Origin of the sequence: Geotalea uraniireducens Rf4, assembly GCF_000016745.1 — a bacterium.
GTDB classification, from domain to species: Bacteria; Desulfobacterota; Desulfuromonadia; order Geobacterales; family Geobacteraceae; genus Geotalea; species Geotalea uraniireducens.
This window is the reverse complement of sequence record NC_009483.1, coordinates 4,449,403-4,472,293: the sequence shown is the minus strand read 5'-3', so window position 1 is coordinate 4,472,293 and position 22,891 is coordinate 4,449,403. Positions and strand designations below refer to the sequence as shown.

The window sequence follows — 22,891 nt, the reverse complement described above, 5'->3', positions numbered from 1 at the left end:
AATATATTTGGTTGGTGGTGTATGGGGTGCGGCAGTTTTGCTATCGACCGCCGACCACCGACCGCCGACAGGGGTTACCCATGAAGCATCTCGAAGAGCTGGAAGACAAATCCATATATATATTGCGCGAAGCTTACAAGAATTTCGACAACCTTTGCATGCTCTGGTCCATCGGCAAGGATTCGACGGTTATGCTCTGGCTGGTGCGGAAGGCGTTTTTCGGCCATTGCCCGATACCTTTGGTGCATATCGATACCTCCTTCAAGATCCGGGAGATGATCGCCTACCGTGACAGGCTGGCCGAGGAATGGGGCTTGACCCTGGTGGTGGGGCAGAACCGGCAAGCCCTTGAGGCTGGCATGAACCCTTCCCTGGGTAGAATGGAGTGCTGCACCGCACTTAAAACCGAAGGCTTGAGCCGAACCCTTGCCGATAAGGGGTACAACGGGGTCATTGTCGGCGTCCGTTCCGATGAGGAAGGAACCAGGGCAAAGGAGCGTTATTTTTCTCCCCGTGACAAGAACAACGACTGGGATTTCCGCGAGCAGCCACCCGAGTTGTGGGACCAGTTCAAAACCCGGTTCGAGCCGGGCACCCATGTCCGGATCCATCCCCTCCTGGATTGGACCGAGATCAATATCTGGGAATACATCAAGAAAGAAAATATTCCGGTCATCCCGCTCTATTTTGACCAGGGGAACGGGACCCGCTATCGAAGTCTCGGTTGCGCGCCCTGTACCGGCACCATTCAATCGAAGGCGAAGAATGTGGATGAAATCATCGCGGAACTGCGCAACACAAAGGTTGCGGAACGCTCCGGCAGGGCACAGGATGCGGACCGGGGGATGGAGAAGCTGAGGAAGGATGGGTATATGTGAGAGGCGGTCGGTGGTCGATGGCTGAACGGCGGTCGATGGCTGAACGGCGGTCGATGGTCGGTGGTCGATGGTCGGTGGTCGGTGGTCGGTGGCGGATGGCGGATGGCGGATGACGGATGACAGATGATGTGTAAAGGTATGGTAAAGGTAAAGGCGGTGAATGGTGGAGAAAATAAGGGACTATAAGGAACTTGATGTCTGGCAGCGTTCAGTCAATCTGGCAGTGTCTGTTTATGGAATACTTCAAAAATTCCCTCTGGATGAGCACTTTGGTCTGGCCGACCAGATTAAGCGGTCAGTGGTCTCAATCGCTTCGAACATTGCCGAAGGGGCAGGAAGGCAAGGCAATCGGGAGTTTATCCGATTCTTATCCATTGCCGGTGGTTCTGCTGCCGAACTTGAGACCCAATTGATTGTTGCACAAAAACTGGGGTATGCAGTTGAAGCTGAGACACTACTCGGAGAAACCGTAGTCATCCGCAAGCAGCTCAATGCGCTCATAAAATCACTGAGAGTCAAATATGAAAAATAGCGTGAGCCCATCAACAAATGACCATCCACCAACGACTATCGACCATCCACCATCGACCATCCACCATCCACCATCGACCGCCTTCACCGTAGTAATAGTCGGTCACGTGGACCACGGCAAGTCCACCCTTCTCGGGCGCATCTACGCGGACACCGATTCCCTTCCCGATGGGCAGCTGGAGAAGGTCCGCGCCATCTGCGAGCAACAGGGAAAGGCATTTGAGTACGCCTTCCTCTTTGATGCATTTCTCGAAGAGCAGGAGCAGGGGATTACCATCGATACCGCCCGCACCTTTTTTTCCTGGGAAAACCGGCAGTATATAATAATAGATGCGCCGGGGCATAAGGAGTTCCTGAAAAACATGATTTCGGGCGCTGCCAGGGCCGAGGCGGCGGTGCTGATCATCGATGCTGCCGAAGGGGTGCGCGAACAGTCGCGGCGCCACGGCTACATGCTCAGTCTCCTGGGGATCCGGCAGATTGCGGTGGTCGTCAACAAGATGGACTTGGTCGGCTATGACGAGCAGGTCTTTAACGCCATCGTCGAAGAGTACGGGGCATTCCTGAAGGGGGTGGGCGTCTCGCCGCAGCAGTTTATCCCAGCCAGCGCCAGGAACGGCGACAACGTGGTGCGGCGCAGTGATGCCATGCCATGGTATCGGGGGTCTACGGTATTGGAAAGCCTCGGTCTCTTTGAGAAGCTGCCGACCGGCGAAGACCTGCCGCTCCGCTTTCCGGTGCAGGATGTCTACAAGTTCGACGCCCGCCGCATCATTGCCGGCCGGCTTGCTGCCGGAGTCCTGCGGGTCGGCGATACCGTGGTGTTTTCACCCTCCAATAAAACCGCCGTCGTCAAGACCATCGAGGCCTTCAATGTTCCCCATCTCCCATTGGCGGCAGTTGCCGGCAAATCGACCGGCTTTACCCTCGACGAGCAGATTTTCGTCGAACGGGGCGAGATCGCCTCGTTAAAAGAGTCGGCGCCGGAGGTGTCGGACCGTTTTCGCGCCAACCTGTTCTGGATGGGGAAGAACCCCCTTGTTCGCGGCCGCAGGTACGGCTTAAGGCTGGCAACCTGTGCGGTGGAGATGGAGCTGGAAACGATCCATCGCATCATCGATGCCGCCAGCCTCGACCCGGTTGCGGTAAAGGACCGCGTTGACCTGAACGACGTGGCGGAAGTGACCATCAGGACCAGGAAGCCGATCGCCCTGGACTGCTATGCAGAATGCGACGTCACCGGCCGGTTTGTGGTGGTGGACGGTTATGACGTGTGGGGCGGCGGCATAGTCACGGAAGTGCTGAGCGACGAGCAGGAAGCGTTCCGCAGGGAAGCGAGGCAGCGCGACATCGCCTGGCGTCGCGGCGAGGTTCAGCTCGGCGAACGGGTGCAGCGCAACGGCCACAATCCCGGCATCATCCTCTTCACCGGCGAAAGCGGCACCGGCAAGGCGCGCCTTGCCCGACACCTGGAGCGGCGGCTTTTCAACAGCGGTCGGCAGGTGTATCTCCTTGACGGGAAAAACCTGCTATTTGGCCTGGGGCTAGATGTAACCGAGGAGGATAAGGACGAAATGGTGCGCCGTTTCGGCGAAGTGGCGCAGATCCTGCTCAGGGCGGGGCAGATCGTGGTTTCCACCACCAATACCTTTGCCCGGGCCGATCACCAGATCATCCGCACACTTGTCCATCCCCACCAGGTCATTTCCGTGCATATGGCCTTTGCCGAGGGGGAGGCGCCGGAGAATACCGATCTGAACTTTCTCGAGTCTGATGACCTGAAAGAGGCAGCCAGGCGTATCGTGGCGAAAATGGAGGAGATGGGGGTGTTGCTGTGAAAGGCGGTCGGCGGTCGGCGGGAACTGGGGACTGGGGACTGGGGACTGGGGACTGGGGACTGGGGACTGGGGACTGGGGACTGGGGACTGGGGGAAATTGGCGAGTGAACTGCTCAATCTCTGGTGTTTCTTGCATGGTTGTGATAGAATTGCTTGCAATGCTAGGAGGTGTGCCGTGAAAAAGCGATTACAGATCAATGTTGCCCTTGAGGAGGCTGAGGCTGCCATCATCAATGAGTACTGCCGTGTTCATGATCGTACACCGCAATGGCTCTTCAAGGCCGGCGCCAGAGCAATTGTTGAGGAAGATATGCGGGAACGCCGCGCCGATCTTATGACCATGCAGTCGCTCGGTGATATCGAAAAAGGCCTGTCCGGACCGGCTGACCGCCTTGTATCCATGATAGAAGAGGATTCCCGCCAGGGTGCGGCACTGTCTGACTCATTGCTGAGAAAGAATGCGTGAAGACCAGACGTCATTCCAGAATACGGGTAACACCGACATTCGAGGCGGCATACTCTGATTTGAGCAGTTATCTGCGTAAGGCAAGCCCTCTGGCGTTTATCGCCCTTCCGTCGGCAATGACCACCATCCTTGCCACAATCGATAATCATCCCCATGCCTGGCCGATCCGCAGAAAGGTTATTGGCGACAGGGAGATTGCATTTCATCTGGCTGTTATGCCAATTGCCTATCGTCGGCTGCATTTGCGCTATCTGGTGGCTGGTGATATTGCCCATCTTCTGGCAATATGGGTAGATGGCCATGATGAGCCCGATTATTTCAGGCCGTAAAGGCTGGGGACTGGGAACTGGGAACTGGGAACTGGGAACTGGGAACTGGGAACTGGGAACTGGGAACTGGGAACTGGGAACTGGGAACTGGGAACTGGGAACTGGGAACTGGGAACGGGGAACGGGGAACGGGGAACGGGGAACGGGGAACGGGGAACGGGGAACGGGGAACGGGGAACGGGGAACGGGGAACAGGGAACAGGGAACAGGGAACAGGGAACAGGGAACAGTTTTTACCGATCCCAGATCCCAGCCTTTTTAGATTCCAGATCCCTGATTCCAGTTCACCGCTTTCAAGGAGATGAAATGAAGGACCATAAAGAGCTTGATGCATGGAAAATCAGTATGGATTTAGTTGTTGATGTTTATGCGATTTCCAAGGATTTCCCGAAGGATGAACTCTATGGTTTAACCAGCCAATTAAGAAGAGCCGCGGTTTCGATTCCATCGAATATCTCAGAAGGAGCGGCGAGGAATTCAGAAAAAGAGTTTATTCAGTTTTTACATGTTGCTTTGGGTTCCGCTGCTGAGGCTGAGACTCAATTAATTATTGCCCAACGTTTGGATTTTTCTGGCGAAATTAACCAATTACTTGCTAAAATAGTCACAGTCAAAAAGCTCATAAGTGGTCTTATAAAACATTACAAATCAAAGCAATTATGAACAGAGAATCTATACGCATGGAAAAAGAACAAGTAGTTACCGATCCCAGATCCCAGGTCCCCGATCCCGACTTTTCAGATCCCAGATCCTAGGTGCCGTTGTGGCGATAAACCCAGTGGAATTCACCATGCTCATTTTGCAACAGGAGGCGGACAATGCCGACAGTTAAGAAATTAATAGTTGTCAAATGTCAGGACATCGGTTACCCAAGCCTAACTCTAAAAAGTGTCAGGACATCGGTTACCCGACCCCCTGATTATGCATACTATTTCATGAGCTGAACTCTGTAGGCATTCTGTACTCAAAGCTTTGAACAAAGTCTTCACCCAGGTACACTTGCAGCGTGTGAATTTCCGTTACGATCATGGCTCGCACATATGAATAGACGAGGTCTTTTGAAACCTCAAATTTTTCGCCAAAGATGTTAAGTGTTCTATCGCTCCTGATAAATCTAATGAGCGAAATGGTGCCGTCCGGGAGAAAATCAAGTTTTGGCATCCTGGTATTTGGCCCCAGCGTCAAGGGCTTGAATTTGTCAGCTTCAATAACCTCCAGTGGCGTTTTCCCCTTGAGATAGCTGTAACGGTGATTCTTGTTGTGAAACTGCTGGAAATTCTTGCTTTGCCGCTTGAGCATGGAATAGCTTGTGAACCACTGGCGGCGAAAAAACTTTTTGTCATAGGTATCGTTGAAGCTCTCTATTACGCCATCGCGCCACGGTTCCGCAACAGGGATAAAAACAGGATGAACGCCGAAGTAGAGACATAGTCGCAGCACCAGACCAAGTGACCTCGGATAGCGGTTACTGCCACGGAAACTGAGTTCATTGTCCATTTGCAGGAAGTCGGGAAGCCCCATTGACTTCCAGCAGCGCAGCAAACCCTGTGCAATGTTGTCATCCTCCTTGGTGCGATTTGATTCGATGAAGACCCGATGGCTGTACAGATCAATCACATTCATCGAGTAAAATCTGCCGTCACTCTTGATGTAGCGGGGGCCAACAAGATCCATCTGATGGATGTTGTTGCAGCACAGGGCTTCGGTAAAGTACGGGTACTCGACCCCTTTGGGGGAATATCTCGTTTTTTTTAACGAGTCCTTCCCGCTTCAGGGTCCGGTTAATGGTGCTGTCAGAGCGAAACGGTAACCCCAGCTTATGCAGCTCCCACTTGATAGCGGAAACGCCAATCTGTGCAAATGGTGACGAGTCCAGGCGGTTTCTGGTGGAGACAATAATCTCCTTATCTACGATGCTGAGTTCAGACGGTCTTTTAAGTGGCGCTCTTGAGTGTTCCTTGTACCAGTCAGTCGCGCCAGATTGATACCGGTTCAACCACTTAAAAAACCACTTCTTGGAGCGATCAAGGCTTGTATAGACTGCCTTGGGTGATTCGCCTGCAAGATGGCGCTGGACTGCTTGTTTCCTGAGTTCTTCTTCCATGCGGATGTTCTCCCCTCAAGTTGAAATCACAGAGAACATTGTAGCTGATATTTCTAATGAAGGTAACCGATGTCTTGACACAAAAAAGGGCGTTAAGGGTAACCGATGTCTTGACACATCCGGGTAACCGATGTCCTGACACTTGTCAAATAGTACCTTCCAGCGAAGAAGTAAGAAGTGAGGCGGTTCAGACGCTTATTAAGCAGATGGGCATTACCAAGGCTGCTATTTTCATCAGGGAAAACATGGCACACAAAGAGGATTACCTGAAGATCAAGAGTGAGCTTTTTGGCCAGAAATCGGCGACGCAGTTGTATGAGGAAATCAAGAAGCGGTGAAGAATTAGAGAGCGACGGGAGACGTTCTTACCACAGTCCGCCGACCATCGACCATCGGCCGAAGTTCAGCCATCGACTGTCGACTGTCGACTGTCGACTGTCGACTGCCGACCGACTTTAATGGCCGTAGCCGTAAGAAGTGAGAAGAATGCCGTAAACAGTGAAACCGCCGACCGCCGACCATAGAACTGCAGTCGGCAGTCGGCAGTCAACCACCGACCGCCGACCATCGACCGCTTTTAATTGGCCCCTATTTTGCATAATTTCTAGTCGTGCCGTTAAAATTGTATCTTTGAAATGACGATTAAAAGTAAAAATAGTTGAAGTTCTTTAATAATTGTTTTATGGTACATTCATAAAAGTTGTAAATCAGGCGTTGGGGCAAGATGATTAAGGTCTTGAGAACTCCGAGCGGCCCGTTGGGTGGTGCAGAAGTTTTTACGCTAAATTGAGAAGCATGCGGTTAAATGACAGGGGCCAGGCAGCCGGGATTAGAAATAAGCAGGATCAGTAATCTGTTCCCGATCTCCAGTCCCAGAATAAATGACAAAGTCAAAGACACATAAACAGGAGGTTTTACACATGAAAAGCTTGCGTAAGAGAATTTTGGCAATGGCCTCGGTGGTTGCGGTTTCGGGGTTGATGATGGCTTCGGTGGCTGGTGCGGCGGACAAGTTGATTGTGAAGCACGCAACAAACGTTGCCAATGCGATGGATGTTACTGATGCAGGGTTGACAGGATTTAACTTGAATACTCCCAAATATTCTGTTGACGTTGCTACACCTGCTGCTGCGACAGACTCTACTCTTCATTTTGCATATGATGGCGCTGATTCAGGTGGCTGGTTGTCATCTGTTGGTGAAAATAACTTTTGGATATCTTCTGGTGCTGTTCTTAAGAACAATGTTTGGACGCAGAAGTCCTCTGATGGGAAATCGATTTTTTTCGGGTCTGGGTCTGTTGGATTTAGAGCATTTGTAAATCAGGGTGCAACAGTTGGAGGAGCCGTTACGCTTACAGAAGCGTATAGGCTTGATTATGCAGGAAACTTTGGGTTAGGAACAAAGACACCTACCCAGCGCTTTGATGTTAATGGAGGTGTTCGGGTCAATCCTACAACAGCTACAAAGCCAACATGTGACAATACAACTGCTGCAAATGATAGGGGTACCTTCTGGTTTACAAAGAATGCTAGCACCGGTAAGGATATTCTTGAAATATGTGCACAGGATGCCAGTGGCAACACGGCGTGGAGAACTCTGTATTAAAGTTGCCGATTGGAATAGTTTATTGTGAATGGTTAAGTGGAGGGGCGGTTACGAAAGTGGCCGCCTCTTTTTTATTAAAAGCCATGAGGCGTGAGTTGTGAACAGTGAATAGTGGGGTAAAACAATAAAAATTGTCAGTCGGCCGAATATGATTGTAAAGGCTGTGAATCGTTAGAAGTGAGTTGTGAGTTGTAACGGCTTTGAATCGCAAGGGGAAGGAGCATGATTTAGGCATTTTGGACATTGATTAACACTGAAAAGGCATGATGTGAAGGCAAACCCCATGATCTAAGGATTTTTTTAGATCTGTGTTCATCACGGTCGTTGTCAAGGAAGTTGTCGCATCTTCTATGCTGCTCTGGCTTGAGACGGCGTACCGTTCTGAGCCGATTTTTGGGGGTTCAAGGAAACTTCTGCTGGTCGAGTCCAGTTCCGGCAAGCACCCGACCATCGTTCCGGCATTGCGGCCCTCGCCATCGCGTAAAGTAGCGCTCGTTTGTTGAGTATCTCTTTGTCATCGCCCCGGTGGCGCTGACCCGGCGTTACGAATTTTATGGCACTGTGCTGATGTTCCTCGTTGTACCAATGCTGGAAACCGGCAACCCAGTGCCGTGCCTCGTCCAACGTATCGAAAGGTTTCTCCGGTAGGCCGGGGTGATACTTCAAGGTTTTGAACAGTGACTCTGAGTATGGGTTGTCATTGCTGACAGAGGGCCGACTGAAGGACGGCATTACCCCAAGCTTCTGCATAGTTCCCAACATGGTAGCGCCTTTCATGGGCGAGCCGTTGTCGGAGTGAAGTATCAGGGTGCGACCGGCGACGCCTTCACGCAGATAGGCCTTGCGCAACGTTATGGCGGCATGATCGGCGGATTCCTCCGCATAGACTTCCCAACCGACGATCTTGCGGCTAAAGACATCCATGATCAGGTAGAGGTAAAAGTACAGCCCCTTAACGGTAGTGCTCAAGTATGTAATATCCCAGCTCCAGAGTTGGTTCGGCTCGGTGGCCAGCACGGCATCTGGGCGCTTGTGTCTTGCAGCCTTGGTACGGCCCCGGTGTGCCAGCTGCTTCTCTGCCCGTAAGGTTCGGTAGAAGGTTGACTCAGAAGCGAGGAAGATCCCGTCGTCGGCCAATTTAGGAACTATCTGGCTGGGCGGCAGGCTGGCGAATTTCTCCTGGTTGGCAGTCGCCAGGATTGTGACCCGCTCCGTTTCAGAAAGCTTATTGGCCGGTGCCCGATCGCGAGACGCGGCCTTGCGCCCATCTGAGGGTATTTCGTCAGGAAGATGCCAACGTTGCACGGTGCGGGGCGAAAGAAGAACAGCCTCGCAGGCCCTACCCAGACGTGCACCACCGGCACAGGCTTCGTCTATCAGGGCAATCAGTTCTTGGCGCGCCGGGAGGTCGATTTTTCTGCCTCGGGCTCCTCCCAGAGCGCCTGGAACTTTTTTTGAAGAATCAGCAGGGCTGCAGTCTCGGCCAATGCTTTATCCTTGCGGTTCAGCTCTTTCTCAAGCTGCTTAATGGTCGCTGTCTGTTCCCTCATTTGCTCGCGTTCGGCCTTGTTGAGGGGGGCAGATGATCCGAGTACGAAGCCGTTCTTCCAACCGGCGATCTGCTCAGGGTAGAGTCCCTTGCGTCGGCAATATTCACCCAGTTCAACTTCAGTGAGACTGGCGGATTCGATGACGATGGCCAACTTCTCTTCGTTGTTTAGGCTGGCTGCCGGATGATTTCCGCTCGCCTCGGCATTAACCTGCCTGTTGCGGTATTGATTCCTCCAAGTGTACAGGGTGTCTTTAGGAACCCCGGTCTCTTTTACCATGTCAGGAACGCTGACATTATGCGGAGGCAGAAGCCTGGCAATAATGCTCGACTTGAATTCTTCGGAATATTTGGTGGCCATGGTCCCTCTCTCTGTTGCCCCGCAGGTTAACACAAAAGTTCGGAAGAGAGGCGACAACTATCCTGACACAGGGGGATCATGAAGATCAGTGTCCCATAAAAAAAGATTGAAAGCTATTCATTTGGCCACGGATTAACACTGAAAGTCATGAACTGAAGGCAATACGAGGATCGGTAAAACCTGCGAAGAGTGAAGGAAAATAACCATTGCAATGTGTAACGTGTCGGGTTACGATTTAACCGAGAGACATGAATCTTCCCGGCCTCAGGTTGCATGGCCTGAGCGGAGATTTTGACGGGTTTTGGTCTGTGGATGTCAGTGGCAACTGGCGAGTCGTTTTCAGGATTGAAGGGAAGGACGTTTTGGATGTCGACTACCTGGATTACCATTAAAGGAGAAATACCATGATGCACAACCCACCCCATCCCGGAGAGGTGATCCGGGAACTTTGCATCAAGCCCCTCGGCATTTCCGTCACCCAGGCGGCAAAGGCCCTTGGAGTTTCCCGCAAGGCCCTTTCCGAGCTATTGAACGGTCATGCCGGGATAAGCCCGGAGATGGCGATTCGCTTGTCCATCGCATTCGATACAACACCTGAAAGCTGGTTGACCCAGCAGGTTCAGTACGACCTTTCGCTGGCCGAGCAGAAACGGAAAGACCTGAAGGTCGAAAGGCTGATGGCCGCATGAACAAATCTTGGAATTTAGCCACGAATGACACTAATGGACACGAATGAAATCCGACAAGCCATCAGGGTCAGAACCTCGATGGGACGCAGATCAAGGCAGAAAAGGCTATGATTTTAAAACAAAAAAGGATTTTGCTCCCGGAGTTGCTTTAAATCTGCGTTCATCCTGTAAATCTGCGTCCCATAAAAAGGTTTGAGATTAAGGTTGTTAGGTTATTTGTAGTTTGGAGATGATATGCAAGCATTGAAGATGTTTTCCAATTTTCTCACGGAGCTCTGGTCCCGTCGGCACATGATCCTGGAGCTGGCCAAGCGTGACTTCAAGACCAAGTACCTCGGCTCCTACCTGGGGATACTGTGGGCCTTCGTTCACCCGACCATCTACATCGTCATCCTCTGGTTCGTCTTCCAGGTCGGCTTCAAGTCCCAGCCCCAGGCAGACTACCCTTTCGTCCTCTGGATGATGACCGGCATCATCCCCTGGTTCTTCTTCAGCGAGTGTCTGCAGAGCGCAACCATGTCCATCATCGACAACAGCTTCCTCCTGAAGAAGGTGGTCTTCAGCATCGGCATGCTCCCCATCGTCAAGATCCTCTCGGCCCTCATTATCCACAGCTTCTTCATCGCCATCATCTTCATCATGTCTATCCTCTACGGCTATCCGCCGGACCTTCACTACCTCCAAGTGTTCTACTACCTCTTCGCTGCAATAGTGTTGCTGCTGGGGCTCTCCTGGCTCACCTCGTCACTGGTGGTCTTCCTCCGCGATGTGGGGCAGCTGGTGGCCATGGTCCTCCAGTTCGCCTTCTGGCTCACCCCCATCTTCTGGTCCGCCAAGATCCTCCCGGCCAAATACGCGAACCTGATCAAGCTCAACCCGGTCTATTACCTGGTGGAGGGCTACCGGGAAAGTTTCATCTATAAGGTCTGGTTCTGGGAGCAGCACTACATGCTTACCCTTTACTACTGGATTGTAACCGGCTGCATCTTCATTTTGGGGGCAGTGGTTTTCCGGAGGCTCAGGCCGCATTTTGCTGACGTGCTGTAAGGGCCGTGAATCGTTAGAAGTGAGTCGTAAGTTGTATAGGCTTTGAATCGTGAGTTGTGAGTTGTGAGTTGTGAGTTGTGAGTTGTGAGTTGTGAGTTGTGAGGAGAAAACTAACCACATGAACAATGAAGGGATGAAGACTCATAAGGATCTCCATGTTTGGCAGAAAGCCATGGACCTTGTTGTAGATGTCTATGAAATAACTTACCGACTCCCCCAGTCTGAGCTCTATGGCTTGACGAGTCAGATTCGAAGGTCCGCCGTTTCAATCCCTTCCAATATTGCTGAAGGTGCGGGGCGTAATTATGGTAAGGAGTTCATTCAGTTTCTCTATATTGCCCTCGGGTCTATTGCTGAACTTGAGACCCAACTTCTTCTTGTTCAAAGACTGAAATTTATAGAGACAATCCAGCTTGAAAAATTGTATGATGTTAAGAAAATGCTGCTGGGATTGATCAAATCGGTAAAAGCCGTGAGAAGTGAGAAGTGAGAAGTGAGAAGTGAGAAGTGAGAAGTGAGAAGTGAGAAGTGAGAAGTGAGAAGTGAGAAGTGAGAAGTGAGAAGAAATTCCGTAAACTGTGAGAAGTGAATAATGAGCCCTTACGACTTATTACTAACGACTCACTGTTTTTGAAATGAGGAGATTCGCGATGCCTGGAACGACAAGCATCAAAAAACCAATATCGGCAGTGGGCAGTATTGACAGGCAGATTAGTTCTCTTCCTCCGGCTGCCCGCAGGGAAGCGCTGGACTTTATCGAGTTTCTTGCTCAGAAGTACCAGAAGGAAAGGGGTGCTTCCACCGCTTCCGATAAACAGTACTGGCAACTCTTGAGCGAAAGATCTCTGAAAAAAGTTTGGGATAACGAAGAGGATGATATCTACAATGAACTTCTCTAAAGGAGATATAATTCTACTCCCCTATCCTTTTACCGATTTGAAGACTACCAAGGTCAGGCCGGCGGTTATCGTCGCCTCAGGCCAGGGGAAATATGCGGATCTATTCCTTGTCCCGATCACCAGCAAGACCGGTAATCTTTGTAATGGAGAATTCGTACTCGAAGATTCGAAGGCGGCCGGGTTGAATGTAGAATCAGCGATAAAGCGAGGATGTGTTCTCGTTGATATTGCATTGATAAGGCGGAAGGTCGGTAGCATTTCAAAAAAAGACTTGCAGAGACTCAATGCCTCACTAAAGGCGTGGCTGGAATTGTAAGGGCTGTTTCGACGTAAGTTGTTACGGCCGTGAGACGTGAGAAGAATACCGTGAGAAGTAAGAAATAAGAGAATTGACGCCTAACTACTTACGATTAACGACTCACGGCACTTACGATTTACGACTTACGAAATTGCCTTTACCACTTACTGCTCACGACTCACTACTCACGTAACGCCACTTCGCGGAAAACAATAATGAGCAACGACATCGCAATATCCGTCCAAAACCTCACAAAGATCTACAAACTCTACGACACCCCCCTTGATCGTCTGAAAGAGTCTGTTAACCCCTTCGGCAAAAAGTATCACAAAGACTTTTATGCGCTCAATGACGTGAGTTTTGAGATAAAGAAGGGCGAGACTGTCGGGATCATCGGCAAGAACGGTTCCGGCAAATCTACGCTGTTGAAGATCATCACCGGCGTTTTGACCCCGACGAGCGGCAATGTGACGGTCAATGGCAAGATTTCTGCATTGCTGGAGCTTGGCGCGGGGTTTAATCCCGAGTTGACCGGTATTGAGAACATCTATTTCAACGGTACCTTGATGGGTTACACCAGGGAGGAGATGGATGCAAGGCTGGATGATATTCTCTCTTTTGCTGATATTGGTACATTTGTTAACCAACCGGTAAAGAGTTATTCAAGCGGAATGTTTGTCAGGCTTGCATTTTCAGTTGCAACAATTGTTGAACCCCAAATTTTGATTGTTGATGAAGCTTTATCGGTTGGGGACGTATTTTTCCAGCAAAAATGCTATAGAAAACTGGAAGATTTAAGAGATAAGGGTGTCTCTATTCTTTTTGTTACACATGGTATGGGGGACGTAGTCCAGTTCTGTCAACGGGCATTATTGCTCAACGATAATAGAGTGGAGTATTTCGGTAAATCACCAGAAGCCGTTAAGCGCTATCTCCTTGTTCAACAGCATGAGCGGTTAGCAAATTATGTGGATAATGTTTCCCAAACATTTATACACCCCGATGGAGAGGGTGATACCAACGATGTGACTTTTTACTGGCCCCACGTGAGCCAATTTTCTGATATTACCAAGGTTGATGTAGTATCAAATGGTATTGCCTGTTGCTCAGGAGTCGCTCTGTGTAACGAAAACGGTGTAGCTACAAAGTTGTTCTACCAGGGAAGTACTTTAAGCATTTTTTGCGAATTTATGTTGAACGAGGCGATTGAGATCCCAATCGGTGGTTTTATCATAAAGAATGAAAGGAATGTCGTGGTGCACGGAAAGAATCTATTGCACTATGACAACTTGGTACTACCAGAATATGTCCCTCAAGGGGAATGGGTGCGCATCAGATTTGATGTGGTGTTGGACATTGCTCCAGGGGAGTACACCATTGACATGGGCTTGTCAGCATTAAGCAAGAAAGATTATGACGATAGGCTTTATTCTCATCCTTCGAATACTCAAGCAAAAACATTGCGCCTATGTCATCTATCGGCAGTAGGCGGTTTTACAGTGGTTCAAAAGCCTCTGCAAGATGGGCACAGTGCTAGTTTGCACGCGGGTATATGTAATATGCCTGGAAATGCAGGCACAACGGTTCACCGTAAAGGCAACTATGTGCGACTACCGGAAGAAACGAGGACTCAAATGCCGACGATACTCCATGTAACACATTGGAAAGCTGGGTCACAATGGATTAAGAAGATTCTCAAGGAAGCGGTTCCCGATTTGTACGTTGATTCAAAGCTTGGGATAGCTCATTTCTTGAACGAGCCAATTGGAGAGGGTATGGTTTACCCAACTGTTTACGTAACAAAGGAGCAGTTTGAGAGCGTTAAGCTTCCTGTTTTGTGGCGTCGTTTTGTCATTATACGTGATCTCCGAGACACCTTGATCTCTGGTTATTTCAGTCTTAAGGTTAGCCATGGTGTGTTATCATCAACCATTGCAAATTACAGGGATAACCTAGTTTCTATGAGTTTGGAAGAGGGGTTGATTTATCTGATTGATGAATGGCTTTATTTAAGTGCAAATATTCAGAAATCCTGGCTTGATGCAGGAGAGGATCTTATTAGATATGAAGACCTGCTGAAGGATGATGTGGCAATACTTCAAAAAGTTTTGATTGAAAAATGTCTACTTTCAGTGAAACCTGAATTGTTGGAGCAGGTTATTATTAAAAATAGATTCGAAAAATTAACAGGTGGTAGAAAAATCGGAGTTGAAGATATAACCGCCCATGAAAGGAAGGGAGTTGCAGGTGATTGGCAAAACTACTTTACTCCAAAAGTTAAAGAATATTTTAAGCTTAAATATGGTGAATTACTCCTTGAGACAGGATATGAAAATAAAAATGACTGGTAATGACCATGGTGTCGGCAAAATAATAGTCGTGGAATATCCGAAGTCCGGCGGTACATGGCTTGTCAGTATGCTCGCCCATAGTCTCAATCTGCCGAGAAGAGACATTTACATATCAGAAAATATAGCTGAAAATGGATATGATGCGAGTAAGCACCCTTGGTATACTGATGCAAGTTCTCTAGGTTTGCCTGACTCATGTATTATCAAAAGTCATGACTTTCCGGATTCTGCCCGGCATAGGATTCCTGCAAAGTTTGTACATTTAATACGAGATGGCCGAGATGTCATTGTTTCAAAATACTTCTTTGAAAAGGATTTTTGCGTAAAAAATGGCATTATTGATGATTTTAACATTCCGTTTGATGATTACGTCGATATGGTTTCAAAGGAATGGTCAGCTTTTGTTGAGAGTTGGCTGGAAACCGACACTGTAGCATTCAAGTATGAAGAATTAATAGTTGATGCTTTTTCTGTATTAAAAGATATCTACGGGCATATTAATGTTTCGCAAGACGATGATTCAATAATAAAAGGCGTTAATGCATTTACAAAAGAAAACATGAAAAAAGAACTAGGTAAAGCATATAAACATAATACTTTCGTAAGAAAAGGGGTTGTTGGTGACTGGCGAAATTATTTTACTGATAGGCATGTAGATGTCTTTAAAAAGAATGCCGGTGAATTGCTTATTTCTTTGGAATATGAAGAAAACAATAAATGGTAGCAAATAACATGACATCATTAATAGTGCACGAAATAATGAGAGTAACGGGGTTGTCCTCATCAATAGCCGATTATATTGGATTTAATGGCAGATATAGACCTGCTATGTTGATATGCGAGACCGTTAATATATGCAATAACAATTGCATAGTCTGTGCTTATTCTTATATGAAAAGAACTAAAACTACTATGTCGTGTGATCTATTTGACAAAGTACTTAAAAGCTATAGCGAAATGGGTGGTGGTTGTCTTTCTTTAACACCGGTTGTTGGTGACGTGTTACTTGATAAGTATTTAATTGACAGAATAAAAATCGCAAGAAAATACGAAAACATAACGTCTATTAGTTTTACGACCAATGCGATTATGGCTGGTGATTTACCTGTTAGTTCAATTAAATATATAACAAATAATGTTAATAAAATAATGATATCAATATATGGAATTGACCAAGAAGAATACAAGTTAATGACTAGAACAGATAATTATCATAAAATGGTTGACGGCGTAAACAGAATATTGTCCTCTGTCGAAGATTGTTCAAAAATAGAACTGGGTTTTAGATTATTGAAAAACAGGTCAGATCATGATTTTGATAATTGGATAATTAATAACTTGAAGTCCAAAAATATAAAACATCATAAAGTAACAAAATATGCCAATTGGAACATTCTGGACACCTCAACTAAATTGCCGTTTGATGCAGAATGGTTGGACAACAAATTCGTCATAGATCATTGCTTGATACCAGTGATAGCCCTGCAGGTTTTTTCCAATGGTGATATTTCTTATTGCCCATGTGATGATTACGATAGAGTTCCTGAATTTCATCTGGGTAATATAGTTAATATGTCATTGCTAGATATGTGTAATAGTGAAAAGTACCATAAATTGATTGATCTTAACTCTGCTGTTCCCCGATATTGCCGTAAGTGCACTTTTCATATGCCAATGTCTTCTATAAACGAACACAAACACGCACTAAATGATCCAGTCAGTTTTATAGGTGGGTAATATGCTATTAGATGAAACAAAACTATTAACTGTGGACTCAATAATGAATGGATATGATCTTGTCAGCAAGCTTTATCCGTTCATACCATCGATGTCTATTTGGCGAGCTTGCGAATACGCTGCTTATAAGCGGTACTCACTCCCAGAGCCAATTCTGGATGTCGGTTGTGGTGACGGACAGTATTTCCGGCTTGTTTGGCCGGAAATAAATAGTGTCGTTGGCGTTGATATCGATGTTTCGGCAATCGGCGCAGCGAGAGATTCTGGTGTATACAGTGCAGTTTATAACACTCCGGCTCTGGACATGTCATTTTCTCCAGAATCATTCGCATCGGTCTTTGCTAATTGTTCCTTGGAGCATATGGATAATGTTGACATAGTACTAAATAAAATATGGGACGTTTTAGTCCCTAACGGACTGTTCCTGCTCAGTGTCACTACTGATAAATTTTTGGAATGGACAACTCTGCCGCAGTTGATGAAGGTGGTCCAGGATAGTGACGTTGCAGCCCATTTGCTTGATAGCTATAAAGCATATCATCATTTGGTAAGCGCATTTCCACCTAACATATGGGCAAATATTCTAAGAAAAGCCGGATTCGAAATTGTTGAACATGTTCCTATTGTTCCGGAACTGCTTGGGAGGTCAAATCTCTTTCTTGATACTCTTTGGCATGTGCCGATTGCTGATGGTAGCGAGTTTGGATCTGTTTTAGAGCCTTATTTCAGAGGCCTTAATAATTTCCCAGATGAGTTGGGCCGCATAATTCGCGCACTTCTTGCGATGGAAACAAACTGGCCTGTAGGTAGTGGTGCTGTCTTCTTAGTCCGAAAGCAAGGGGCGAAACGTTGAGTGATTTAGAGTTAATCTCATGTTGGTGTGGTTCTGGCGAACTTATCCCCTTTTCCGAACATTACAATCGTTGTTCACAATGCAATACTCTTGTGAGTCGTTTTCGTAAAACAGAAGATTTCTACAAGGGGGGAGATTCTACCGACGATCTCTATGGCAAAGAATACTGGACGAAGCATGTCAAAAAACTCGGATTCCCTGATATTTATGAACGATCACGGTCAGATCTTACTGAACGAAGTGTCTACTGGTTAAGAAGTATACTGCAATACAAACTACCTCCTGCAAGAACCCTCGAACTAGGATGCGCTCACGGTGGCTCGGTTTATCTTCAGCGCCAAGCGGGATATGATGCTTCTGGTGCTGAAATGAGCAATTGGCTGTGCGAATTTGCTCGGACTACGTTCGATGTCCCGATGTATTGTGGCGGCATTGAAAAAATTGATGTTCAACCTGGGACACTTGATGCTGTTATATTTATGGATGTACTTGAGCACTTTCCCGATCCTGTGCAGGTATTGAGCCGAATTGTGTCAACTTTAAAGGAAGACGGGATTGCGGTCATTCAAACGCCATGCTGGCGCAGTGTTGCCAAGACATATCATGAGATGAAAGCTGATAATGAGATGTTCCTGCTTCATTTGAAAGAAGACGAACATCTCTACCTTTTTAATGAAGATTCAGTCCGCCTTCTCCTCTCTCGTGTTGGTTTAACTAATGTAGCATTTGAAACACCAATATTTGCATATGATATGTTCATCTTTGCTGGTAAGCATCCTTTAACAAAACATGATAAGGCTGAAGTAAGTCAGACGCTAATGCAGGACCCTTATAAAAGAGCTATTCTGGCCCTTTTGGACACATATAATAAGCTTGAGTTATGCGAGGAAGGTGCACAGACTCGAATTGCTGAGCTTGAAATGGCATTGGGCAAACTTCAGTCAGAGTTGCTTACAACGCGACAGCATGAAAGGTCTTTAGATAAAGTACTGAACAGTTTTACTTGGAGGCTAACCGCGCCATTTCGCAGAATTTGTGATAAGTTGCGGAGAGATCGTTAGGTTCTTTTTATTGCGTACCTTAATATTTGCAGGAACTGAGTTGTGCCTAAAATTCAAGAAGCTAATAAAATACTGATTCCCCGATTTGACACCTTTGGCGACATCATTCTTCTGGCCAATTTTATAGATTCATTACTTGAACGACTTCCGCATGCAGAAATAACGATGTTAGTCAGGGATGGGTATGATCAGTTAGCTCCAGTTCTTTCGCCTCGTCTTCGCTGGATCACTACTAGTCTTTTCCCTTACGCGAATTATGATCCCCTTGATCGCCTTCATGTTGATGCTTTGCTGAAGAGGCTTGGTGAGACGTCGTGGGATTTGCTCCTTAATACTGCATATACTCGTACTTGGCTTGACTCAATCATTAATGCCAGTGTGCATGCTGATAAGAGTATAGCTATTGGAGATAATCGGAGATTAGAGGAAAGTCATACCAAAGTACTGGACGTTTTCGGCTTGAGAGGCAAGGCTTGTTGGGATTATTATGTTCCAGTTAGTGGTACAAGTCATGAGACGGACAAATATAAAATCTTGTATGAGACTCTTTTCGATGAGCCCCCCCACACACAGCTGACGGGATTGTCGCTAGGTTCTGAATCGTTGGTTGAAGCGGAGTCTGTTCTTCTTGAGAACGGACTTAGCTTACAAGAATATTTCGTCTGCTTGCCGGGCGGCGGACAGAATGTGCCTATCAAGATGTGGCCTCTTGAACGATTTGTAGACGTGATACTTTGGGCCTGTGAAAAGTTTTCCCTAAAGGTTTTGTTAGTTGGTCAGGAGAACGAACGTGAACTTTTGCAAAATATTTCCGGGATGTTACATGATCGAGGGGGTAGTTCATCACTCTGGACTGGAAAGGCTGGGCAGCTGCCGTTGTTGTTGGCCATTTTAAGCAAGGCATCATTCTATCTTGGGAATGATTCTGGGCCCATGCATATGGCTTCTGCTGTCGGTATTCCAGTTGTCGGTATTTTCGGAGGGGGGTATTGGCCGAGGTTTCTTCCCGTCGGGAATAGAGCAATAGCGGTTGCAGGAGATTTACCTTGCTTCGGCTGTACATGGGAATGCCCGTTTATCGACGCACCTTGTGTAAGATTGGTTGAGGTAGAGGATGTGAAAAAAGCGCTGATGTTGGCGTACAAGGGTGAATCTCCGAAACAATCGGTCGTTTTTGCTGAGCATAAGGAAAGTGCCGAGGTGAAAGAGTTAATGCTTAAACAGTATGCCAATTTTATGGACTATAAAAACGCCCAATTACTTCATTCAATGCAAGATAAGAATTTAACCGAGGGGGTACAATCCCAAATCGGTACTCTATGTGAAAGATATCAAAAATTATTTGAATGGATAATCAAAATATTTAAATGGAAATAGAGAAGCCGTTAATATGAATTAAAAAATGAAAGCTGTGCCTGAAAATATTCCACAAATCTACATTTTACCAACTCCTTGAATCATTGAACTTCTTTGAAAATGTATTGATATCATTCTATTTCATAACTTTTATAATATTTAATCTATAAGAATAAATGGTCAAAGAGAACTTAATTTGGTTTAGAAGAGCCTATAATCATGGACGGAAGTTATAACTCCAAGTCTCTGATTGGCATTCAATACTGCAAGTCTAAAAAGTGCGGACACAATTTAAATGAAAAACTTATTCAATAAATTTGTTAAGTTTATGGTAAATAAACATTCTGATAGTCACTCTGCTAATGTAATGACATTGCCAACGGCTTATACCCACGAGCAAAAGGCGATCAATGCATGGACAATGACTACTGCTCTCAGACGTCTTTACAATCAAGGATTTACCGTTTCTACAATCCTGGATGTTGGGGCTTCAGATGGCAAGTGGACGAAAGATACCTTAACAATTTTTTCTAACGCACAATACATTCTTTTTGAACCTTTAGAGGAGCGTCGCTACGAACTAGATCTTCTTAGGGAAAACTTTGCTAACGTAGATTTTGAACTTGCTGCAATATAATTGAGGCCTATAATTTTCACATTACAGCTGACTCGCCAACCTTTAGTGAGCTGGTATCGCATATGGATAAATTAGGATTCTACTGCATTGATGTTGCCGATCCATTAAGGATGACACCCGAAGGGTTTGAGTGGCAGGTTGATCTCTTTTTTGCACGAAAAAATGACCCTGTCTTTGCTAATAAAACTTTAAGGTTTTAGCGGATAAATAAAAGTATCATACACTTATGTTTTACTCATGTTGGTTCTATGGCATACAATAATACTTTCCCATCTATATCAATAGTCACCCCTTCTTTCAACCAGGGGGAATTTCTGGAGAAGTGTATCGACTCCATACTTTCCCAGAATTACCCCAACCTCGAATACATAATCATGGATGGAGGGAGCAGCGATAATTCCATCGAAATTATTAAAAAATACGAAAAATACCTGACTTACTGGCAGAGTAAGCCTGATGGCGGGCACTATGCTGCGTTAAACGAAGGCTTTAAAAGATCGAATGGCGAAGTCATGGGTTGGTTGAACTCCGACGATATGTTTCATCCTGGCGGTCTTTTTGTCCTGGCTGAAATCTTTTCCGAGATGCCGGAGGTCAACGTCCTCACAGGGAGACGGGTCGGTTTTGATGCTATGGGACACCTGAATTCCTACGGCATTGAACGGCAAACATGGAGCAGGGAGATCCTGCTAGATCAAAGCTATGTCCACAGATATGCCTTCATCATGCAGGAGGCCACCTATTGGCGGCGCAGTCTCTGGGAAAAGGCCGGGGAGGGGCTTGACTTGTCCTTCGAGCTGGCAGCGGATTTTGAGCTGTGGCTTAGATTCTCCAGGCATGCCCAGATCCATACCGTTGACGCACTGATCGCCGGGTTCAGGTTCTACGGCCCAGCGCAGCGCTCGCAGATAATGCGCGACGAATACATTCGTGAATGCGAGAGTGCCATAGAAAGTGAAAAGTCTGTCAGGAGCGATAACCTTGATTTGGACGCCATCGCCCCACCCTTGATAAAATATCCGCCATCCGGTTCAACCATGCAGATTTTTGTAAAAAATCCCCCGCCGAAATTCTCCATAGTCACCCCATCCTTTAATCAGGGCGAATTCCTCGAAGAGTGCATCGATTCCGTACTGGGGCAGAATTACCCCAATCTCGAATTCATCATAATGGATGGAGGCAGTACTGATAAGTCGGTTGATATTATAAAAAAGTACGAAAAACACCTTGTATACTGGCAGAGCCAGCCGGATGGGGGCCAGTATAACGCCATAAATGACGGCTTCAAAAAAACTAGCGGCGAGATAATGGCGTGGCTGAATTCAGATGACAAGTACCACCACGTTGCGTTTTACAAGGTTGCCTATTCATTTTCCCGATTCAGAAACATCGAGTGGCTGACCGGCCGTCCCGCCTTTTGGGATAAAGATGGCGATATGTGCGGTGTTTTTGATTATTTACCCGGCTATAACCGGGTAAAGATATTGAACAAGGCATACAACGACCCGTTCATACAGCAGGAAAGTACCTTCTGGAAAAGGTCTCTCTGGCAAAGGGCAGGGGGAGAGCTTCGCACTGATCTGGATTACGCGGGAGACCTGGAACTGTGGAACCGTTTTTTCCGCCATGCCGAACTTTATACGGTGGACACTCTCCTTGGCGGCTATCGTTCTCATGGCAATCAGAAGGCAGCGCTCTTCATGGACAGGTATGTGGCAGAGTCCGAAAAAATACTCGATGAAGAAATGGTACTGTACCGGAAGAACGGTGAAGCCGGGTTGTCGTCTGCACCGGACCCGGTTTCGATATCAGCGCGTGAGGTTAAGGCATATATTGACGACATTTATTCGGTCAGCAATTCAAAACCTTTCACTCTTTCCGATGATTCTGATCGTGTCATTGCCTGTCTTTTGCGCAAAGTCGAGGAGTTAAGGCATGTTTCAGCGCAACTAGCATGCTGTGAAGCGGACAGTACTGCCCAAAACGAACTTCATGCAATGAGAAATTCTCTCAGCTGGCGTCTGACCAAGCCCCTAAGATGTTTGGCGGACAGGTTAAGACGGTGACGATTATCGAAAAGCTAGGGCGTAATGCAGTAAACTGGTCTGCTGTTACCGCTTGATACAGGGTTATGTAATTATTCCTAAATAAGCTTTAGAACCATTATTAAAGCCTTGAATACATCATCATCGACGGCGGCAGCTTAGGCGACAGTTAGACACAATTTATACTATCATTAGTTGGCTTTAGATTCCTTGCCAGGGTACAGAATCTACAACCTTTTAGTTTATGTTGCGTTG

General features: G+C 47.0%; 24 protein-coding genes. 21 read left to right on the top strand and 3 right to left on the bottom strand.

Features of this window, described 5'->3' with window-relative positions:
* Positions 1 to 80 precede the first annotated feature (80 nt).
* The 6 genes from cysD (at position 81) to GURA_RS19475 (ending at position 4,705) form a co-directional block, all read left to right on the top strand.
* Complete coding sequence (cysD, locus tag GURA_RS19500; protein ID WP_011940626.1) at positions 81 to 878, top strand: sulfate adenylyltransferase subunit CysD; 798 nt, start codon at positions 81 to 83, stop codon at positions 876 to 878.
* 160 nt (positions 879 to 1,038) lie between these two features.
* Positions 1,039 to 1,410, top strand: coding sequence for a four helix bundle protein (locus GURA_RS19495; protein WP_011940625.1), 372 nt, complete (start codon positions 1,039 to 1,041; stop codon positions 1,408 to 1,410).
* Complete coding sequence (locus tag GURA_RS19490) at positions 1,400 to 3,247, top strand: GTP-binding protein (protein WP_011940624.1); 1,848 nt, start codon at positions 1,400 to 1,402, stop codon at positions 3,245 to 3,247. Before GURA_RS19495 ends, GURA_RS19490 begins: the two co-directional genes overlap by 11 nt.
* 175 nt (positions 3,248 to 3,422) lie before the next feature.
* Positions 3,423 to 3,713 (top strand): hypothetical protein, encoded by a 291-nt coding sequence (locus tag GURA_RS19485; protein ID WP_041245565.1) that lies wholly within the window; start codon positions 3,423 to 3,425, stop codon positions 3,711 to 3,713.
* Positions 3,710 to 4,042: a hypothetical protein gene (locus tag GURA_RS19480; protein ID WP_011940622.1), complete on the top strand. Its 333-nt coding sequence runs from the start codon at positions 3,710 to 3,712 to the stop codon at positions 4,040 to 4,042. Before GURA_RS19485 ends, GURA_RS19480 begins: the two co-directional genes overlap by 4 nt.
* A gap of 306 nt (positions 4,043 to 4,348) precedes the next feature.
* The gene (locus GURA_RS19475; protein WP_011940621.1) at positions 4,349 to 4,705 is read left to right on the top strand and encodes a four helix bundle protein; all 357 of its coding nucleotides are present in this window, start codon (positions 4,349 to 4,351) and stop codon (positions 4,703 to 4,705) included.
* A 270-nt stretch (positions 4,706 to 4,975) separates the two neighbouring features.
* Here GURA_RS19475 and GURA_RS19470 read toward each other — a convergent pair whose 3' ends face one another.
* Together GURA_RS19470 and GURA_RS19465 are read right to left on the bottom strand one after the other, a co-directional pair.
* The gene (locus GURA_RS19470; RefSeq protein ID WP_041245374.1) at positions 4,976 to 5,665 is read right to left on the bottom strand and encodes an integrase core domain-containing protein; all 690 of its coding nucleotides are present in this window, start codon (positions 5,663 to 5,665) and stop codon (positions 4,976 to 4,978) included.
* A 16-nt stretch (positions 5,666 to 5,681) separates the two neighbouring features.
* Entirely contained in the window at positions 5,682 to 6,146 is a 465-nt protein-coding gene (locus tag GURA_RS19465; protein WP_041245373.1) for a helix-turn-helix domain-containing protein, read from the bottom strand.
* 920 nt (positions 6,147 to 7,066) lie between these two features.
* On the opposite strand from GURA_RS19465, the gene GURA_RS19455 reads away from it, so the two are divergent.
* A complete protein-coding gene (locus GURA_RS19455) occupies positions 7,067 to 7,753 on the top strand; it encodes a hypothetical protein (RefSeq protein ID WP_011940619.1) in 687 nt (228 codons plus the stop codon).
* Positions 7,754 to 8,101: 348 nt separating this feature from the next.
* Here the strand turns inward: GURA_RS19455 and GURA_RS19450 are convergent.
* Positions 8,102 to 9,663 (bottom strand): IS3-like element ISGur6 family transposase gene (locus tag GURA_RS19450; protein WP_085949360.1). Its coding sequence is split into 2 segments (ribosomal slippage): positions 8,102 to 9,201 and positions 9,201 to 9,663, totalling 1,563 coding nucleotides; the frame shifts between segments, so codons are not numbered across the junction.
* A gap of 248 nt (positions 9,664 to 9,911) precedes the next feature.
* On the opposite strand from GURA_RS19450, the gene GURA_RS25460 reads away from it, so the two are divergent.
* From GURA_RS25460 to GURA_RS23060, 14 genes are all read left to right on the top strand, one after another.
* Positions 9,912 to 10,055, top strand: a complete 144-nt coding sequence (locus GURA_RS25460) for a type II toxin-antitoxin system RelE/ParE family toxin (RefSeq protein WP_083764960.1) — start codon at positions 9,912 to 9,914, stop codon at positions 10,053 to 10,055.
* A gap of 12 nt (positions 10,056 to 10,067) precedes the next feature.
* On the top strand, positions 10,068 to 10,352 hold the full coding sequence (locus GURA_RS19440; RefSeq protein WP_011940618.1) for a HigA family addiction module antitoxin: 285 nt from the start codon (positions 10,068 to 10,070) through the stop codon (positions 10,350 to 10,352).
* 234 nt (positions 10,353 to 10,586) lie between these two features.
* A complete protein-coding gene (locus GURA_RS19435; RefSeq protein WP_011940617.1) occupies positions 10,587 to 11,399 on the top strand; it encodes an ABC transporter permease in 813 nt (270 codons plus the stop codon).
* 118 nt (positions 11,400 to 11,517) lie between these two features.
* Complete coding sequence (locus GURA_RS19430) at positions 11,518 to 11,889, top strand: four helix bundle protein (RefSeq protein ID WP_011940616.1); 372 nt, start codon at positions 11,518 to 11,520, stop codon at positions 11,887 to 11,889.
* A 160-nt stretch (positions 11,890 to 12,049) separates the two neighbouring features.
* Positions 12,050 to 12,298, top strand: a complete 249-nt coding sequence (locus GURA_RS19425) for a DUF2281 domain-containing protein (protein ID WP_041245564.1) — start codon at positions 12,050 to 12,052, stop codon at positions 12,296 to 12,298.
* Positions 12,285 to 12,614, top strand: coding sequence for a type II toxin-antitoxin system PemK/MazF family toxin (locus GURA_RS19420; protein ID WP_011940614.1), 330 nt, complete (start codon positions 12,285 to 12,287; stop codon positions 12,612 to 12,614). The genes GURA_RS19425 and GURA_RS19420 overlap by 14 nt, the downstream gene beginning before the upstream one ends.
* Positions 12,615 to 12,811: 197 nt before the next feature.
* Positions 12,812 to 14,947 carry an ATP-binding cassette domain-containing protein gene (locus tag GURA_RS23745; RefSeq protein WP_011940613.1) on the top strand — a complete coding sequence of 712 codons (2,136 nt, stop codon included), beginning with the start codon at positions 12,812 to 12,814 and terminating at the stop codon, positions 14,945 to 14,947.
* Complete coding sequence (locus GURA_RS19410; RefSeq protein WP_198134495.1) at positions 14,925 to 15,671, top strand: sulfotransferase domain-containing protein; 747 nt, start codon at positions 14,925 to 14,927, stop codon at positions 15,669 to 15,671. The genes GURA_RS23745 and GURA_RS19410 overlap by 23 nt, the downstream gene beginning before the upstream one ends.
* Positions 15,665 to 16,684 (top strand): radical SAM/SPASM domain-containing protein, encoded by a 1,020-nt coding sequence (locus tag GURA_RS19405; protein ID WP_011940611.1) that lies wholly within the window; start codon positions 15,665 to 15,667, stop codon positions 16,682 to 16,684. The genes GURA_RS19410 and GURA_RS19405 overlap by 7 nt, the downstream gene beginning before the upstream one ends.
* A 1-nt stretch (position 16,685) precedes the next feature.
* Positions 16,686 to 17,537, top strand: coding sequence for a class I SAM-dependent methyltransferase (locus tag GURA_RS23065; protein ID WP_011940610.1), 852 nt, complete (start codon positions 16,686 to 16,688; stop codon positions 17,535 to 17,537).
* Positions 17,534 to 18,598 (top strand): class I SAM-dependent methyltransferase, encoded by a 1,065-nt coding sequence (locus tag GURA_RS19395; RefSeq protein ID WP_011940609.1) that lies wholly within the window; start codon positions 17,534 to 17,536, stop codon positions 18,596 to 18,598. Before GURA_RS23065 ends, GURA_RS19395 begins: the two co-directional genes overlap by 4 nt.
* Before the next feature lie 42 nt (positions 18,599 to 18,640).
* Positions 18,641 to 19,975 carry a glycosyltransferase family 9 protein gene (locus tag GURA_RS19390; protein WP_011940608.1) on the top strand — a complete coding sequence of 445 codons (1,335 nt, stop codon included), beginning with the start codon at positions 18,641 to 18,643 and terminating at the stop codon, positions 19,973 to 19,975.
* Positions 19,976 to 20,249: 274 nt separating this feature from the next.
* A complete protein-coding gene (locus tag GURA_RS19385; RefSeq protein ID WP_011940607.1) occupies positions 20,250 to 20,591 on the top strand; it encodes a hypothetical protein in 342 nt (113 codons plus the stop codon).
* Between the two features lie 248 nt (positions 20,592 to 20,839).
* The gene (locus GURA_RS23060) at positions 20,840 to 22,657 is read left to right on the top strand and encodes a glycosyltransferase family 2 protein (protein ID WP_011940606.1); all 1,818 of its coding nucleotides are present in this window, start codon (positions 20,840 to 20,842) and stop codon (positions 22,655 to 22,657) included.
* Positions 22,658 to 22,891 lie beyond the last annotated feature (234 nt).

Excerpts from the sequence above, each read along its gene's own strand:
- cysD (WP_011940626.1), top strand. The coding sequence starts at position 81 with ATGAAGCATCTCGAAGAGCTGGAAGACAAATCCATATATATATTGCGC.
- GURA_RS19495 (WP_011940625.1), top strand. The coding sequence starts at position 1,039 with ATGGTGGAGAAAATAAGGGACTATAAGGAACTTGATGTCTGGCAGCGT.
- GURA_RS19490 (WP_011940624.1), top strand. The coding sequence starts at position 1,400 with ATGAAAAATAGCGTGAGCCCATCAACAAATGACCATCCACCAACGACT.
- GURA_RS19475 (WP_011940621.1), top strand. The coding sequence starts at position 4,349 with ATGAAGGACCATAAAGAGCTTGATGCATGGAAAATCAGTATGGATTTA.
- GURA_RS19470 (WP_041245374.1), bottom strand. The coding sequence starts at position 5,665 with ATGAATGTGATTGATCTGTACAGCCATCGGGTCTTCATCGAATCAAAT.
- GURA_RS19465 (WP_041245373.1), bottom strand. The coding sequence starts at position 6,146 with ATGGAAGAAGAACTCAGGAAACAAGCAGTCCAGCGCCATCTTGCAGGC.
- GURA_RS19455 (WP_011940619.1), top strand. The coding sequence starts at position 7,067 with ATGAAAAGCTTGCGTAAGAGAATTTTGGCAATGGCCTCGGTGGTTGCG.
- GURA_RS25460 (WP_083764960.1), top strand. The coding sequence starts at position 9,912 with ATGAATCTTCCCGGCCTCAGGTTGCATGGCCTGAGCGGAGATTTTGAC.
- GURA_RS19440 (WP_011940618.1), top strand. The coding sequence starts at position 10,068 with ATGATGCACAACCCACCCCATCCCGGAGAGGTGATCCGGGAACTTTGC.
- GURA_RS19435 (WP_011940617.1), top strand. The coding sequence starts at position 10,587 with ATGCAAGCATTGAAGATGTTTTCCAATTTTCTCACGGAGCTCTGGTCC.
- GURA_RS19430 (WP_011940616.1), top strand. The coding sequence starts at position 11,518 with ATGAACAATGAAGGGATGAAGACTCATAAGGATCTCCATGTTTGGCAG.
- GURA_RS19425 (WP_041245564.1), top strand. The coding sequence starts at position 12,050 with ATGCCTGGAACGACAAGCATCAAAAAACCAATATCGGCAGTGGGCAGT.
- GURA_RS19420 (WP_011940614.1), top strand. The coding sequence starts at position 12,285 with ATGAACTTCTCTAAAGGAGATATAATTCTACTCCCCTATCCTTTTACC.
- GURA_RS23745 (WP_011940613.1), top strand. The coding sequence starts at position 12,812 with ATGAGCAACGACATCGCAATATCCGTCCAAAACCTCACAAAGATCTAC.
- GURA_RS19410 (WP_198134495.1), top strand. The coding sequence starts at position 14,925 with ATGAAAATAAAAATGACTGGTAATGACCATGGTGTCGGCAAAATAATA.
- GURA_RS19405 (WP_011940611.1), top strand. The coding sequence starts at position 15,665 with ATGGTAGCAAATAACATGACATCATTAATAGTGCACGAAATAATGAGA.
- GURA_RS23065 (WP_011940610.1), top strand. The coding sequence starts at position 16,686 with ATGCTATTAGATGAAACAAAACTATTAACTGTGGACTCAATAATGAAT.
- GURA_RS19385 (WP_011940607.1), top strand. The coding sequence starts at position 20,250 with ATGAAAAACTTATTCAATAAATTTGTTAAGTTTATGGTAAATAAACAT.
- GURA_RS23060 (WP_011940606.1), top strand. The coding sequence starts at position 20,840 with ATGGCATACAATAATACTTTCCCATCTATATCAATAGTCACCCCTTCT.